This window comes from Serratia proteamaculans (assembly GCF_946227095.1).
GTDB classification, from domain to species: Bacteria; Pseudomonadota; Gammaproteobacteria; order Enterobacterales; family Enterobacteriaceae; genus Serratia; species Serratia proteamaculans_E.
Genome location: NZ_CAMISV010000009.1, coordinates 91,200 through 105,964 on the forward strand (window position 1 = coordinate 91,200; position 14,765 = coordinate 105,964).

The following is a 14,765-nucleotide window of genomic DNA, read 5'->3' on the forward strand; positions in this document are numbered from 1 at the left end:
AGCAGGTGGGAAACGATATTTTGTTGACGCCTGTCTTAAAATAGTGCAAAACTAAACTGTACGGTTCTTTATTGGTGTCAACTCATACCTATGTCATTGGAGAAGCCATGAAAAAGTTAGTCTTGCTGGGCTGCGGTATTGTTTCGGTATTTTTACTGAGTGGCTGTTTATCTATCGGTTGGTAAGGTTTTGGATAAGACGGTGGCCAGCAGTGATCTCACATGAATGAGGGCCACCACTTTTAACGTTTTTTATCGTTTATACCTAGGGAAAGACTATGAAGAAGATGATTGTATCAGGTTGTGTTGCTTCGACACTTCTATTAAGTGGTTGTATATCCCTTGGCAAGCAGAGCCATCATAACCGCCCGCATTACTACAGCTCGCAATATGAAAAAAATGCATCGTATCAATATGATCGGGAGCGAGGTAGTGATTATAGGAAAAATTAATGATGACGGTATGCCGCTCCTGAGCGGTATGAACTAACCCATTAGCCAACCTCCGTAGGGCGTAATTATGAAAACTGCGCTTCCTGAGTTGAATACCCTAATTGCCGCCTTTGCTGAGCGACCGTTCCAGGCCAATAGCGATGACAATCTTATTCGGGCGGCGAAAGCCGCGCAGCAGCTCCTGCCGTTTATGCAGCAAGCCGGTATCGTTGAAGCCGAACTGGGTATTGCCGCGTTTATCGCTGATTTACTGCATTTACAGCATTATCTGCACCTCAATCAACAGAGTGAACATACGATCGACAGGGTGGTTCAACTGGCGTTCCTGCACTTTGACGTAGATACGCAGTAGTCGTAGGCAAAACCCAGGCCCACGTTGCCGGATAGGTTAAGTGAGGGTTTATCCGGAGACTTCAGCATGCACACCATGCTGCCCCCACCAATCTGGAGTGAGACCTTTGTGGCCCGGTTATCTTCCCGGTGCCTGGTGTGCACCGCAGGCGCTCAGCTATCGATTTTTTCAGGCAGTGACACCAGCAATACATCGGTTTTAGCATGATTAATCAGATGCCTGGATGTCGGCATTAGCCGACTCAGAAAATTATGCCGATGTCCGCAGATCAGCAGCTCGATATGTTTTTCAAACAGGATTTTCTCGATCTCCCGATTAAAGTCGCCGACCACTTCCAGCGCTTCAACAATCGGTGAAGTGTCATAGCCGCCATCACTCAAAAACTGCTTTAACAGGTTAACGTCATCGTTAACCACCCGGGTTTGAAAGTTATCCAGGTGATTGATCACCACGCCGGAATAAAGCTCACCGACATCGACACCAACATGCACCACGTACAATTTAGCCTGAGTAGCGTTACTGAGGGAAAGGGCACGGTCGAGCAGTTTCTTGTTGTTATCTTTTAAATCCAATGCCACAAGTATATTTTTATAAAGCATACGACTCTCCTTTTCTTTGATGACTTTCTTGATAATAGAGTCTACCTAGAAGGCTTTAAAATCAAACCTGAATAACCGGTCATGATAACAACTTTTTTATATTAACCTGAGCGTTGAATTTAACGGTTAACAATGTTTATTATCAATCATCGAAAGCAAAGTAAGCGTAAAGCGTAAAATCAAAGGAGGTGGTTATCAGTTAATCCTAGGTAGCGATAGCGAAAGTATGCAATTTGTGAATCCAATTTTCTGGTTTTGGGGGAGTGATGATGTCCGGCTTTTGCTCCCTCACTTTTTTAACAAAAAAGTTAATTATTAACATGATGCAAACAACAGGCTGACGAGGAAATAAAATGAAAGATGTGCTGGATAAATGCAGTGACAAAGGATGTTCCATCGATATTGGCTCGGTGCTGGATAATGAAAACTGCACGGTGACTGTCACCAACCGGTTCGACAGCTATGAACAGGCCATGGAGTACTTTGAGGATATGGAAATCAGCGCCAACAATGTGGCATCCGAAAAGTATCCTTGTCATTTGGCTCATACCATTAAGATATTGAATAAAAAGTATATAGCCAGGATCGACATGACATTTTCCTGTCAGGCAGAAGCGATTATCTTTGAGTTGGAGATGCAACACCGTATCCACGACTAACACCTTTCCGTTTAATTTCTTAGGTTTGATATCATGAAAGATATGACAATAGCGATCGTCATTTGTGAGAGAGAGCTGACCCGTTTTATTCAGGGGCGTATTTGCGATATTAATCAGGGGACGGAAACTCCCCGTTTGGCGGTGGCTTTTATCCAAAAGTATGGCAGAGGGATGGCAGATGCATTGTCATCTGTCTACGGGACTGCGGTGGCGGGTGAAAGTATTATAAAGATCACTGAAGGGAAATTAAGCCTGATTGATCCTGACTGGTGTGAAAAGGACAAGGAGCGGTTCCGTGCGCGTCCAGCCGATCTTAAATTAACACCGCCTTGAATTAGGCCTAAGTTGTCAGGCCGGATAATGCCATGGATTATGCTGTTATTGGCTATTTTATTTGAGGTGACGGGTACCATTTTTATTAAGTATGCACAGATTTACCAGTGCGATAAACTTCACCTTATTACCTTCGTTGCAATATGTATTTCCTATTTTTTCTTTGCCAAAGCAATCAGAACCATTCCTCTGGGGGTTGCTTATGCGCTCTGGGAAGGCATTGGCATCCTGCTGATCGTCTCGCTGAGCTATCTGTTATTTCAAGAGTCGGTATCGGCCTTCAAGCTGTTGGGTTTTGTCTTCATTATCTGCGGTATCGCCTGTTTAAAATTTGGGGTAGTCAAACCTCCTCTGAGTGGCTAAGCCTTGTGCGTCGACAGCAGGATGCTGGTCTCGGTATTGGAAATACCGGCGATGCGCCGGATGCGACCCAAAATTTTATCGAAGTTCTCCAAGCTGTCGGTACGGATCTCCACCAGAATGTCCCATTTGCCGTTGGTCGTGTGCAGGGTGAAGACCGAAGGCTCACCGCGCAGCTGTTGCAACACGCTTTGCGCCTTGGTGCCTTCTACCGCCACAGACATCCAGGCACGGATGCGGTTATGTTCCACGCCCGGTTTGATACGGATGGTGTAGCCGGTGATGATCCCCTGTGCTTCCAGCGCCTCAATTCTTTTTTGTACCGTCGCGCGTGAGACTCGTACCTTGCCGGCGATCTCGGTGACGGAGGCTCGAGCGTTTTCGCGCAGCAGCGCGAGGATCTGGCGATCGGTATCGTTCATGGAGTCAAAGTGTCACAGTTGAGTGGCGATTAGTAAAAATATAGAGCAATTTAGTCATTTTTCACACTGTTTGGCTTCAAGTTGATTATCCATAATGGTGTCGTGCCAGCCCTTGGAAAATCCTGAACCCGGTGAGAAATATCATGCAAACCACCCAATCCGTTTTTATGATCAGGCCGTCTGGCTTTGCCGCCAATCAGGAAACCCTGCTCAGCAATTTTTTCCAGAAGATTACGCAGAAAAATGAAAATCACATGGCAGAGGCATTGGTTGCCTTTAACGGCTACGTCGCTGCATTACAGCAAGCCGGTGTCGATGTCAGGGTGATTGATGAGATTAGCGGACAGGAAACGCCAGACGCATTATTTCCCAATAACTGGATTGCCCTGTTGGGTGACGGCAGCCTGTTTACCTTTCCGATGGAAGCGCTCAACCGACGACGGGAACGCCGCCAGGATATTATCACGCAGCTCGCCAATGATTTTGTGATTGAGCGACGTATCGATCTTTCCGCTCACGAACTGGTCGGACGCTTTCTGGAAGGCACCGGCTCACTGATCCTGGATCACCAGCACAAGCTGGCTTACTGCTGCCTGTCTTCCCGCAGTTCGCCGGAGGTAGGCCACGAATTTGAACGTCACTCCGGCTATAAGATTGTCTGGTTTGACGCGGTGGATCGTAATAATCAACCGATCTATCACACCAACGTGATGATGAGCGTCGGTGCTCAGTTCGCCATTATTTGTCTTGAAAGCCTGAGTAATGAGGCGCAAAAAAACGCGCTGATCGCCACGCTGGAACGCAGCGGAAAAACCCTTATTGACGTCAGCTTCGCTCAGATGGAGGCGTTCGCCTGCAACGTATTGGAACTGTGCGCCGAAGACGGCAGCCCGGTTTACGCCATGTCGACCCGCGCCTGGGCCAGTTTTACCCCGCAGCAGCAGGGGCTGATAAGCGGTTATGCCCGGCTGGCGCTGGGGCCGATCGACATTATTGAAGATCTTGGCGGCGGTGGCGCACGCTGCATGCTGGCGGAGATCTTCCTGCAAAAGAAGCTGGCGGCAGCCTGATCCCTGCCGTCGTTTTAATTCAACCCCATCTGATTCAACAGCATTTTGTTCAGCTCGGTGTTTTTGTTTACGTTCAGCTTGCGCATCGCCGAGCGCTTATGGGCGCTGATGGTCTTCTGGCTGCGGTCTAACATGCCGGCGATGGTGCAGGCGGACATACCGGTGCTCATCAGCTTCAGCACTTTCTTTTCGCAACTGCTCAGGGCGGCGATGCGGCACTGCCGGCATTTCCAGATGCCGCTGGCGTGCATAGCCACCCAGGGTTGTTGGCAAAAGAGCTCCAGCGCCATCTGCAACTTGTTGCGAACCATGGCGCAGTCATCGCGCAGGTTAATGCTGAATAGTGCCGGATGGGCGTGCGAATATCGGGTATCACGATCATTGAGGACCAGCACGGTCATTTGCCGGTGGCGCATTGTCAGGTGCGGGCTTTGGTAGCAGCGGGCACAACCACAGGTATCTTCCAGAGTGCGGAACACGATTTCGATCGGCTCCAGATTTTGCAGATCGATCGGATATCTACGGCTGCTGCTGTTCAGGTCTTGCAGATACTCTTCCAGTAGCAGCCGTAAGCCGAATTGATAAAAGTTATCGCTGCCCAGCAGGGTGAACCGAATATTAAGCATGATTACTCCTCAAAGCGCATATCTTGCGGAAACAGTCGATGTGCCTGACGCTGCAGATCGGCGGCCCGCTGGGGTTGTTGCAGTAGGCGACTGACGGCTATCAGGTTGATATAGATATTGGCGTCCGGCCGCACAAGGATTTCGTTTTCTGCCCATTGCCGGTAACTCCACAGGGTGGTGGCATCGCGGGTTTGCGGATATTGCAGCAGCCGCTGTAACTGGACATCGTAGTCATATCGCACCTGCCAGGGCGTCGGCGTCAGCACCCGGCTCATGGGGCCAAATTGCCGCAAGCCGGTTTTTTCCACCGCGGTAATGATCAGCGCGCTGTGCAGGCCGTTAAGCAGATAGGGCAGCATCAGTGCAGCGGCGATGCCGGTCAGCAGGCGCAGCGTTTGCTGTGGGCGGTGGGGTAATCGCAAACGGCGGCGTACATCGCCTGAACGCAGGATCACCAGCAGCAGCACGGCATGGGCGGCGGAAAGATAAAGTGGGTACTCCACCATCATGTGCAGCAGGATTGGCAGCGCCGCTATCCAGGGGGCGGGGCGCAATGGCAGGGCCCGGGTGCGCTGCAGCAAACGCCATAATCCCCAGCAGACGATAGCGATGCCGCTCAGGCTGAGCAGGCCCCCTTCGATACCCCACAGCAAAATTTCGTTATGCGGGTGGCTGATCGCTACGCTTTCCATCCCGCTGCTATGGGTGGTGTAGAAATGATGCAGAAAATCGTGTTGAAAATGACCGTAACCCCAGCCAAACCACGGGCGCTCGGCGATCATGCGCAGCGCTTCTTGCCAGTAAGCCAACCGGTAGAAAATCGGCTCTGCCACGGTGACCGCCCGCGTCGCGCCGTTGATCAGCACCAGTAGCAGGCCAACACCCACCCCGGTAATCAGCAGTAACAAAGCGGCGGCGGCACGGCGGCGATTAATACGGAACAGCATCCACAGTTGCAGTGGTGACAGCAGCAGGGCGGCCAGCAGGCCGACGCGCGAGGCAATCACCACCAGCAACAGCGGTGCCAGCACCAGTATGCTGGTGCTTAGCCATTGCAGGCTGCGCGACAAGGGGCGGCGGTTGCTCAGCAGATACAGCGCCAACGCCAGGCCGGTGGCCATAAAGCTGGCCATCAGGTTCCACTGCTGGAAGATGCCGTAAGGGCGATTCTTCAGACTGTTGTAGCCGATCCAGTTGCCCGGTTGCAGCAGGCTGTATTGCACCAGGCCGAACAGGGCTTCGATCACCGTCGCCGCCAGCAGCAATGTCAGCAGCCTGCGCCGCCGTGAGCGGTCGAGTGGGATCTGCAGCAACGCGAAGTAGGCCATAATGCCCAATGCCAAACCCAGCAGGCGCGGCAAGGCTTCACTCAGCCAGGGCTGTTGTGCCCACAGCAGCGGCAAAGATAAAATCAGGCCACCCAGCGCCAGCCAGTTAAAAAAGCCGGAAACGGCTAACGGCGGTCGGCTGAACAGCATCGCGCCGAGGATAGCCAGGGCGATAAAAATCCCACCGACCAAATTCCATGGCAGATAAAAACCACTGCCGCCGCGATTGGGCCAGTAAATATGCATGGCGATCAGGCAATAAAACGCCGCCAGCCCGAATAACCAGGCCGCTTTGGGTTTGGAAATCATCACTTGTTCCTGCAAACGTCAGGCTTATTGGTAGGCCAGCACGAAATTGGCCACCGAGCTGAATTCGCCTTCGGTTATGGTTTTATTCTGTATCGCGCTGGGATGACCCTGCACATAGGCGGTGAAATTCAAAATATTGTCGCCATCCTGCAATGCCACCGCGCTGGAGATCTGGTTCAAATCAATATCCGCCCCCTGGTGGTCAAACAGGGCGATAGCGGCGCCGTTGGTGCCGTTATTAATCGCCAGCTTGCCCGGCAGCTCGCCGTCTTCGGTACCGCTGAAGGTCACGTTGACGGATTTGAACACTGCCGTTTTACAGTCGGTCAGCTTGATGCTGAAGGGAACCGGGTTGCTATGGCCGTAGCGGTACAGCGTTTTGACGATTACCGTGTCCATCTCCACCACCTGATCGGCCGATTTCGGTTCAATATTGCAGGGGCGGCTTACCACGGTGCCGAAAAAATCGATTTCTTTATTTTCTGCCGCCGCGGTGCAGGAAAATAAATAACTGATGCTGCACAAGGTGGTAATAACAGCGTATTTTTTCATTTCAGCCGCCATTAGATGTAGTTAATCAACAAAATAAGGGTTTTTTGAAAGTCGCCCTCCTTTCCTTCGGCGGTTGCCTGCAACGATGCGGTATAAGATTTCTGCACCTGATCGCGGTTAGTCATATCGGCAAAACTGTCGAATTGGTTGTATTTTATCCACTTGGGGTTGGTGTTGTCGTAAATGCGCAATGCCGAGCCGTTATCCATATCCAGGCCAGTGGCATCGACTAACGAACCGCTTTTCACCATAAAGTTAGCGTTCAGTGAGAATTTGTCGCTGCAGCCATTTTTACGGATCAATACGGTAAAATCTTTACTTGCTACCGTGCCGGCATTGGGTTTCCAGCTCGGGACATCACCAAAGTTGACGCCTTCCGGTGTGGTGAGCTCCACCGATGCGGAACATTGGATCACCTGGATCTTGTCCAGTCCGGTCAGAGTAAATCGGTAGTTTTTCCCCGGTTTATTATTGAGGCCCTTGACCCCATCCAGTTGAAAGATCGAAATCTGGCTGGAACCCCCCTGCGTGATGTCTCCGGTTTTTTGCAGATAGACTTGATAGTTGACGTGGCCCATTTCCTTTTGATTGGGTTTGCGGAACATATCTGTTTGGGCAGCGGTGGTGATCAGACCCAGGTCAGTGCCGTTATAAATGACGCCCATGGAAATGCCTGGGGCGAACAGTTTTTTATCCGGGTTCGGATAGAAATACACCCATTCCCCTTGCGGCACGTTGGAGTAGCCCCAGCAGACTACGTTGCGGCTCATCGGCTGCGAAGTCCAAAGCCGTTCGCCGATCGGCAGGGTCGCCGGGATCTTTAACTGACCGATATCTTCGCTTTCTTCTGTAATGCCATTGGCGCTATCCAGATGACATTCCAGAGCTTGTACGCTGAACGGCATCGTCAGACTGCTCAACAGCAGCAGGCGTTTATAAATAGACCAATTGAACATGCACCACTCCGTTGAATTGATTTGCCAGGGGATATTTCTGTGTGGACTCGACTTGAGCGCTGAACCACAGCGTATTGCTGCCGGGCTGCAGAATGTAGGGGCGGCTCTGCTGGTTAAGCGACAGCGCGCGGCCTTGCTGATCCTTCAACCGCAGGCCGACGCCCTGCACACCGCCGTTAAGCTTCAGCAGATCCGGGTTATTGACATCGCTGTCACCGAGAAACACCAGAGTAACGGCCTGTTCGCCCTTCAAATAAAGCTGTTCGGCGTCGCCATTGCGGGGGCCTGCCGGGTTATCTGCCAATGCTTTGGCTCCCAGCAGGCAGTTGCGAAAGGAGAGACGAAAACGCACCGGCGCGCTTTGATCTCCGGCATTTTGGAAATCACTTGCGTTGACGTCACCCAAATCAATCGCCTGATCCTGGCTGTCCGGCGTCAGACTGCAGGGGGAACTGAGCAGGCCACCATGAAAACTGACGGTGCCGGTGGTGCCTTGGATCACACCCAATGGCGTTGCCGCCGTCGCACTGCCGGTGAGCAGCAACGCGCCGAGCAACAGTGGCCGCAGACGGCCGCCGGTGAATTCAGCCATGTGCTATCTCCTTATTTTTTCGCATCGGGCACGACATTACAGACGCTGCCATTGCAGACGAAGCGCAGCTCCGGGTGACCGCCGTAGTCATTGATATAGCTGACGACAAAGCTGTTGAGCCCGTTGTCGCGCAGCTTGACGGATTCGCTGGACTTTGGTTTCAGCATCACCGCTTTAAACTCACCGAGCGCACCGCCGCCTTGTTTCTCGGTCTGGCGGGTCATACCGGTCAGGGTGATGTAAAACGGCGTAGGGTTCTCAATGGTGAAGCCGCCGTCATTTTTGCGGAACACCAGTTTCTCCTGCCACACTTCGCCTTTCGGCGCGACGATAGCCTTCGGCCGGTAAAACAGTTTGATCTGGGTTTGCAGCGCCAACTGCATCACATTGGTTTTGCTGCTTTTTGGCGGGATCTCTCGCAGGTTGAAATAGAACACCGATTCACGATCCTGCGGCAAGCGGTCGGCCTCTGGCGTCTTGGTGATGCGCACCACGCTGCGTTCATTGGCTTCAACCCTTTGCAATGGCGGCAGCACCACCAACGGCGAGGTGATTTTCTGGTGCTGCTCGTTTTCCAGCCAGGACTGAGCCAGGAAAGGCAGTTCCTTGTTTTCGTTGACGATATTCAGACTGATCGATTTCGCGTCGCTGAGGTAGACGGCACGGGTGCGATCCAGCGATATCGCCGCATTGGCAACAGGGGCTGCAGCGGTCAATACCAGGCCCAGCGCGGCCATTTTTACTAACGGGAAGTTGTTCATCATCATTAATTCTCTGTGTTACGGATTACAGTTTGGTGCAGGGCAGCAATAGCTGGTCCAGCGGCTTGGCGGCAGTCGGTATGACAATGCGGCACTGGCGTTGGCCTTCCCAGGCGACGTCCAACTGCTCTTGCGGCTGCACGCCGGTCAGGTAGACCGAACCACCGTCGTTCACTACCGCCACTTCACGGCCACGTTCGCTCAGCACCATGGCACCAAACGGCGGTTCACTGCCGTCAGCCAGTTTGATGGTGGCCAGCAGCTTGCTGCCTTTCACCACCTCAAAGTGACGGTAGCCGATGGCACCCTCGGTCAGCGTGCCCTGGACTACGGCCCGGGTAGCCTCCACGTCGTCCGCCAGAGTATTGACGTCGATGCGGGTGTCGGTGTTGTAGTAGCTGGTGATGTCGGAGATCACTGCCAGGCCGAAGCGGTTGCTGTAGGCGCGACCGTTATTGATCGGTACCCCGGCGATGCCGTCGGTATCCAGCATCATCCGGCTGCCGCCGTTGCTGGAGTTTTGGTGTGCGGCTACGCCATGTCGGGTAGCGGTAATGCCGCTGCGGAAGGTACCGCCTATCGACGAATAGCTGTCCTGTTGGTAAGAAGCACTGGCATTGAGTGTGCCGAACGAGGCGTTATGGCTGTAATAGCCGCTGGTCAGTGATTTGCCGGACTGATTAAAGCCGCCGCTGAGCTGCCAGGTGTTGTTCGGATCGCTGTAGTCGTTATAAGACGCGGTCTGTGTCACGTCGCTGTTGCTGGTTTGCAGCGAATAGCCCAGTTGCCGACGATCGCCAATAGGTACGCTGAAATTCACCATCGTGCTGTCATCGGTACGGCCGTGATAGGTGGTGCGATAGGCCGACAGCGATGCGGTGATGTTGCTGACATTGCCGACGTTGAATAATTTACTGGCGGACACCCCGTAACGATCCTGTGCCCTGGCATCCCAGTAGGTTTGGTGCGAATAAGTCAGGTAAGCGGTGATCGCTTTGGCGTTGTCTTCTGCCATAAAGGTTTTGCTGGCGGTGATGGTGTACAGCTCTTTCTGGCGGCCGTCGTAGCGTTCGTCGTAGTCGCTGTAGCGTTCTTGCAGGTACTGCGACATGTTCATGAACTTGCGCTGTGAGAAACGGTAGCCGGCAAAGGTGATTTGGCTGTTCATCTCATCAAAACGTTTGGCGTAGTTGACCTTGAATGACAGGCCGCTGGCGGTGGGCTCGTTGGGCAGGCGAGCGATGGATTGCGTCACGTCCACCGACATGGCACCCAATACGTTCAGGTCGCGGCCCAGGCCGAGCGCCCAGGCGTTGTAATCGCCGCTGAGCAGTGCGCCGCCGTACAGTGACCAGGCACTGGTTAGTCCCCAGGAGAAATCGCCGGTGGAGAACACCGGCCCTTGTGTACGGTGATCGTAAGCCGAGGGCTTACCTACGGCGACGTTGTAGCGAACATAGCCAGGGCGAGTCAGGTAAGGAATGGTGGCGGTATCTACCTGGAAGGTTGAAACGCTGCCGTCTTGTTCTTCCACCTTCACATCCAGCCGGCCGCGTACCGAACTGTTGAGATCCTGGATGGCGAACGGCCCGGCGGGCACGGTGGTTTCATACAGCGTACGGCCTTCTTGCGACACGGTGATCTTGGCGTTGCTTTTGGCGATGCCGCGGACTTCCGGCGCATAACCCTGCAGGTTTGGTGGCAGCATACGCTCGTCACTGGCCAGGTTAAGACCGGTGAAGCGGTAGGAGTCGAATATCCCCGAGTCAAGATAGATTTCGCCGAGGGTCAGCTTGGCGGCCTGCATCGGCAGCGCGCGATAGGCGTAAATCCGGTTCCAGTCGAAATTACTGTCACGCTCACCGGCCTGCTGGTTGTAGTTGGCCTGATAATCGGCACGCAGGCGCCAGGCGCTGAGGTTAGCGCCCATGGTCCCGTAGCTGCTGAGGTTTTGTGCGGTGTTATTATTGTGGCTCTGTTTGCCGATCTGGCCGCTGATGCTGTAGTCCAGCAACAAGCCGGGAATGCCGTCGTCCCATTGCTCCGGCGGCGTCCAGTCCGGATCGGAATACTTCATCCAGGCCTGCGGGATAGTAATCGCCAACACGCCGCTGCCGATGCGGTCGGAAATCGTGGCCCCTTTAATGCCGCTGATATCGGCGCAGCTGTTGTCGTGCCACAGGGTGATTTTTTTGACGACTTCTTCTTTCAACGCCATTTTCTCAACCAGATCCGGCGGCAGACAGACGCGAGAACGGTTGTTTTGGTCCGGTGACGAATAATACTGGATGCTGCGCTGCGGCAGGGTTTTTTGGTTGATCTTGATATCCAGCAAATAGGTACCGGGCATGACGTAATCGGCATCGGAAAAACGCGATAAATCCACTTTGCTGCGATCGGCAATATCTAATACGTCGGTATTAAATTCCGTGGCGGAAAAAGCCGGATGCACCCAGAGGAAAGATAGAATGACGGTGAGGGGTATTTTTTTCCGTGTCAGTAATGACGTCATAGAATAATCACTCATGGCAAATCCGCGCCCAATAGCAGGTCATCCTGTACGACCTGAAAACGTAATACGTGATGTCATTCAGTACCTGATGGCGGTACCCGCCTAACGAGGCGTTACAGATAAGACAGGGTGAATTTCGCCAGTGAGCTGAATCCGCCGGCTCGTGCCCTGTCAGGATGAATACGTAGCTGAGCGCCAAAGCGCAGCGTATTGTTGCCGGCGACAATTTGGTAATCCGCCGTGGTACTACCCAGCGGTATCGGGATGCCGTCGGCGGTCAGCAGCTCAATAGCCACGCCTTGCGCTTCGCCATAAACGGCCAATAAAGCAGGATCCCGACTGTCAGCCGTACCGTCGAAGGTGACGGTGGCTGCGCGGTAGATAAAATCGGGTTTTACGGTGCTGGCCAATTCACAATTCACCAGTTTGATCTCAAAGTTGCGGCGGCTGCCGATCAGAACCGGCTGTCCGTCCAACGCGGCATCGGTCATGGATATCAGCCCGAAATCAACGGTTTGATCCAGGCTTTCACTGGCAATCCCGCAGGGGGTTTCGACGATCTCGCCACCCAGGTTGAGTGTGCCGTGGCCCTGATTTTTTGCCGTCGCCTCTGTGCTGCAAACGCTGAGCGCAAGAAGCAATACACTCCAAATCTGGTTGGTCATGCCGGCGTCTCCCTGTTGCCGTTGGTCCCGTAACCCAATGTCCGTGCAGGCAAAGCGGGGATACCACAGGGGCATCCCCAGCCAGGGATTACAGGTAAGCCAGAGTGAAGTTTGCAACGCTGGTGAACTCGCCTGGAACCACTGCGCCAGAAGCGCTGCTACCTTGCAGGTAAGCGGCAAATTTCAGAGAGTTATTGCCTTCGGTCAGGCCCTGACCATCGGTCGCGGTGCCCAGTTCAACGTCTTTGGAGTGCAGGTTGTCGTAGATCATGATGCCAGCGCCGGTGGCGGTACCGCTCAGAGCCAGCAATTTGTTGTTATCTGAGTCCGGTGTACCGGTGAAGGTCACTTTGACGTTATTCATGGTCGATACAGAACAATCCTTCAGTTCAATGCTGAATGGCTCAGAGCTGGATTTACCCTCTTTGGCCAACAGACGGCTGCTGATTTGACCCATTGGCACGGTTTGCTCAACAGAACCCGGTGCTACGCTGCATGGCGCATCAATAATTTCACCGGTAAAAGTAACTTTACCGCTGCCCTGGTTAGATGCGGCGTGAGCAACAGATGCAGAAGCGAAAGCAATCATGGTTGCCAGCATTAATTTATTCAGTTTCATTTCTCAATTTCCTGTAGAGAGTATTTAAATAAAAAGAACAGCACATCTAAATCCCCCGCCACGGCGGCAACCTCATGTCGCCGACGTGGTAGTTGGAGCCAGATCCTTTTGCTCTGGGCAATACGCCACCACCCGTTATTTATGGGTAAATAACGAAAGGTTTGAGAAGTCGTATAGGCAAAATCTGTAAAATAAAAACAGGTAAATCGCCATAGCGTTTTGCTGGGATTATTCTTGCAAATAATAGGTGTGCTTGGAAATACCTTTTATTAATTTAAGTCAAATACAGAATATAAAACCAAAAGGAAAAAGAAATATATATTATTGAAAATCAATAGATCGTATACAAATATTATGCAGAATAAATGACTGTATAAATAGCAATATGCGAGATATTAGATCGGCAGAGTTGTCCATCACACTACAATTAACAATATTGTTTTGATAATATCACTCTCAAACAGCAGATGATGAATTCTGTCTGTTAATCATAAGTTAAAAGTTAACTCGTTGTTTTGAAAGGTTGGAATGCCGATGTTTTTGGCTTGGAATACGGCCTTTATTCATTATGACGATGGGGGTTTCATTTTTTAAATTAACAAAATTATAACAATGCCGATGGGGCGTGATTATTACCAAAATCCCCTGTTGTTGCGATTTTTTGTTATTTGGCTGGTTAGGATTAATCGTGGTCTGGCAGATCAAAAAAGGGCCGCGAAACATAATAATGGCCTAAGCGATAATTAAAGAATGATAAACGGAATGATTACCATAATTAATGATTCACTCGCCGTTCTGCAGTCGCTACGGTCGCGTTGATAATGATCTGCTTACTGTTGTCCAACTGCGTTGGAAAAATAGCACGGGTAACGTAGCTGTGAAAAAAGTTTCACAGAATAATCCTAAGGAAAAAGCTGAAGAGTAACGCATCTCGTTTTGTCAGCAACGCGTTAACTCGCTTAAGAATATTAATCCACCAAGCGACCAGAGTCGGTGGGTCTTATTTTAACGGGCCGCTGTCTAACGCCCCGGATATGCCGACATTCGCACTAATGTCGATGACAGCCCCCCGGCCATTCCACCGGGAGCCACCATGATTTACACCCTGCGGGTGGCCGACGTGCTGCCGCAGGACAGGAGCAGGCAAAAGTAACTCAAGGAGAACGCGATGGCCAAGGCGCCGATAACATATGAAATCAGGAAGTCACATATGCTAAACGTGTTACGAAAACTGTGTATGGAACGTGCGGCGGGGGCGGGCGGGCATCATCCACCGGAACCAGAACACTGGCCTAAAACCAGGGAGTTGGCAGACAAATGCGGCGAGAACATTTACACCACGCGGACGTTGTTATTGGCACTGGAAAAAGAGGGGAAAGTGAGTTGTACCCATCGCAGCATCAATAATTCGTTACGCTGGTATATTTGTGCATCACCCAAAAAACGGTAATTCCTTTCCTGTTTTGTGTTTTTGACTACCTTTCACAGTGAATCAATACAGGGCTGGTGGAGCGAAATGCTCCTCAGCCCGACGCCATTGTTACGATGCATGACCAACCATTGCCAGCGCATTTTTTTAAGCTCTATACTGGCGGCCTG

General features: G+C 52.0%; 17 protein-coding genes. 6 read left to right on the forward strand and 11 right to left on the reverse strand.

Features of this window, described 5'->3' with window-relative positions:
* Positions 1-518 precede the first annotated feature (518 nt).
* On the forward strand, positions 519-803 hold the full coding sequence (locus OC597_RS18165; RefSeq protein ID WP_261260212.1) for a hypothetical protein: 285 nt from the start codon (positions 519-521) through the stop codon (positions 801-803).
* 152 nt (positions 804-955) lie between these two features.
* Here the strand turns inward: OC597_RS18165 and OC597_RS18170 are convergent, their stop codons facing one another.
* Entirely contained in the window at positions 956-1,402 is a 447-nt protein-coding gene (locus tag OC597_RS18170) for a universal stress protein (protein WP_261260210.1), read from the reverse strand.
* A 353-nt stretch (positions 1,403-1,755) separates the two neighbouring features.
* Here OC597_RS18170 and OC597_RS18175 point away from each other — a divergent pair, with 353 nt between their 5' ends.
* Genes OC597_RS18175 through OC597_RS18185 form a run of 3 tightly spaced genes read left to right on the forward strand, consistent with a single transcriptional unit; the run spans position 1,756 to position 2,757 of the window.
* Entirely contained in the window at positions 1,756-2,061 is a 306-nt protein-coding gene (locus OC597_RS18175; protein WP_261260209.1) for a DUF406 family protein, read from the forward strand.
* A 33-nt stretch (positions 2,062-2,094) separates the two neighbouring features.
* The gene (locus tag OC597_RS18180; RefSeq protein ID WP_261260208.1) at positions 2,095-2,394 is read left to right on the forward strand and encodes a hypothetical protein; all 300 of its coding nucleotides are present in this window, start codon (positions 2,095-2,097) and stop codon (positions 2,392-2,394) included.
* Between the two features lie 27 nt (positions 2,395-2,421).
* Positions 2,422-2,757, forward strand: coding sequence for a DMT family transporter (locus OC597_RS18185; protein WP_261285838.1), 336 nt, complete (start codon positions 2,422-2,424; stop codon positions 2,755-2,757).
* Here OC597_RS18185 and OC597_RS18190 read toward each other — a convergent pair.
* Complete coding sequence (locus OC597_RS18190) at positions 2,754-3,176, reverse strand: Lrp/AsnC family transcriptional regulator (protein WP_085119906.1); 423 nt, start codon at positions 3,174-3,176, stop codon at positions 2,754-2,756. The genes OC597_RS18185 and OC597_RS18190 overlap by 4 nt on opposite strands.
* Positions 3,177-3,319: 143 nt before the next feature.
* Here OC597_RS18190 and ctlX point away from each other — a divergent pair, with 143 nt between their 5' ends.
* A complete protein-coding gene (gene ctlX, locus OC597_RS18195; protein WP_262209893.1) occupies positions 3,320-4,246 on the forward strand; it encodes a citrulline utilization hydrolase CtlX in 927 nt (308 codons plus the stop codon).
* A gap of 14 nt (positions 4,247-4,260) precedes the next feature.
* On the opposite strand, the gene OC597_RS18200 is transcribed toward ctlX, so the two are convergent.
* The 9 genes from OC597_RS18200 to OC597_RS18240 all read right to left on the reverse strand — a co-directional run bounded on the left by OC597_RS18200 (position 4,261) and on the right by OC597_RS18240 (position 13,166).
* Complete coding sequence (locus OC597_RS18200; protein ID WP_261463666.1) at positions 4,261-4,872, reverse strand: helix-turn-helix transcriptional regulator; 612 nt, start codon at positions 4,870-4,872, stop codon at positions 4,261-4,263.
* 2 nt (positions 4,873-4,874) lie between these two features.
* A complete protein-coding gene (locus tag OC597_RS18205; protein ID WP_262209895.1) occupies positions 4,875-6,509 on the reverse strand; it encodes a PglL family O-oligosaccharyltransferase in 1,635 nt (544 codons plus the stop codon).
* A 24-nt stretch (positions 6,510-6,533) separates the two neighbouring features.
* Positions 6,534-7,061: a fimbrial protein gene (locus OC597_RS18210; protein WP_262209896.1), complete on the reverse strand. Its 528-nt coding sequence runs from the start codon at positions 7,059-7,061 to the stop codon at positions 6,534-6,536.
* 11 nt (positions 7,062-7,072) lie between these two features.
* Positions 7,073-8,017 (reverse strand): fimbrial protein, encoded by a 945-nt coding sequence (locus OC597_RS18215; protein ID WP_261285832.1) that lies wholly within the window; start codon positions 8,015-8,017, stop codon positions 7,073-7,075.
* Positions 7,995-8,609: a fimbrial protein gene (locus OC597_RS18220; protein ID WP_261285831.1), complete on the reverse strand. Its 615-nt coding sequence runs from the start codon at positions 8,607-8,609 to the stop codon at positions 7,995-7,997. Before OC597_RS18220 ends, OC597_RS18215 begins: the two co-directional genes overlap by 23 nt.
* Positions 8,610-8,620: 11 nt before the next feature.
* Positions 8,621-9,376 carry a fimbrial biogenesis chaperone gene (locus tag OC597_RS18225; protein ID WP_410001346.1) on the reverse strand — a complete coding sequence of 252 codons (756 nt, stop codon included), beginning with the start codon at positions 9,374-9,376 and terminating at the stop codon, positions 8,621-8,623.
* A 19-nt stretch (positions 9,377-9,395) separates the two neighbouring features.
* Positions 9,396-11,897, reverse strand: a complete 2,502-nt coding sequence (locus tag OC597_RS18230) for a fimbria/pilus outer membrane usher protein (RefSeq protein ID WP_262209897.1) — start codon at positions 11,895-11,897, stop codon at positions 9,396-9,398.
* A 98-nt stretch (positions 11,898-11,995) separates the two neighbouring features.
* Positions 11,996-12,547, reverse strand: a complete 552-nt coding sequence (locus OC597_RS18235) for a fimbrial protein (RefSeq protein ID WP_261285829.1) — start codon at positions 12,545-12,547, stop codon at positions 11,996-11,998.
* A gap of 88 nt (positions 12,548-12,635) precedes the next feature.
* Entirely contained in the window at positions 12,636-13,166 is a 531-nt protein-coding gene (locus OC597_RS18240; RefSeq protein WP_099063462.1) for a fimbrial protein, read from the reverse strand.
* Between the two features lie 1,168 nt (positions 13,167-14,334).
* On the opposite strand from OC597_RS18240, the gene OC597_RS18245 reads away from it, so the two are divergent.
* Positions 14,335-14,616, forward strand: coding sequence for a FaeA/PapI family transcriptional regulator (locus tag OC597_RS18245; RefSeq protein WP_261260195.1), 282 nt, complete (start codon positions 14,335-14,337; stop codon positions 14,614-14,616).
* Positions 14,617-14,765 lie beyond the last annotated feature (149 nt).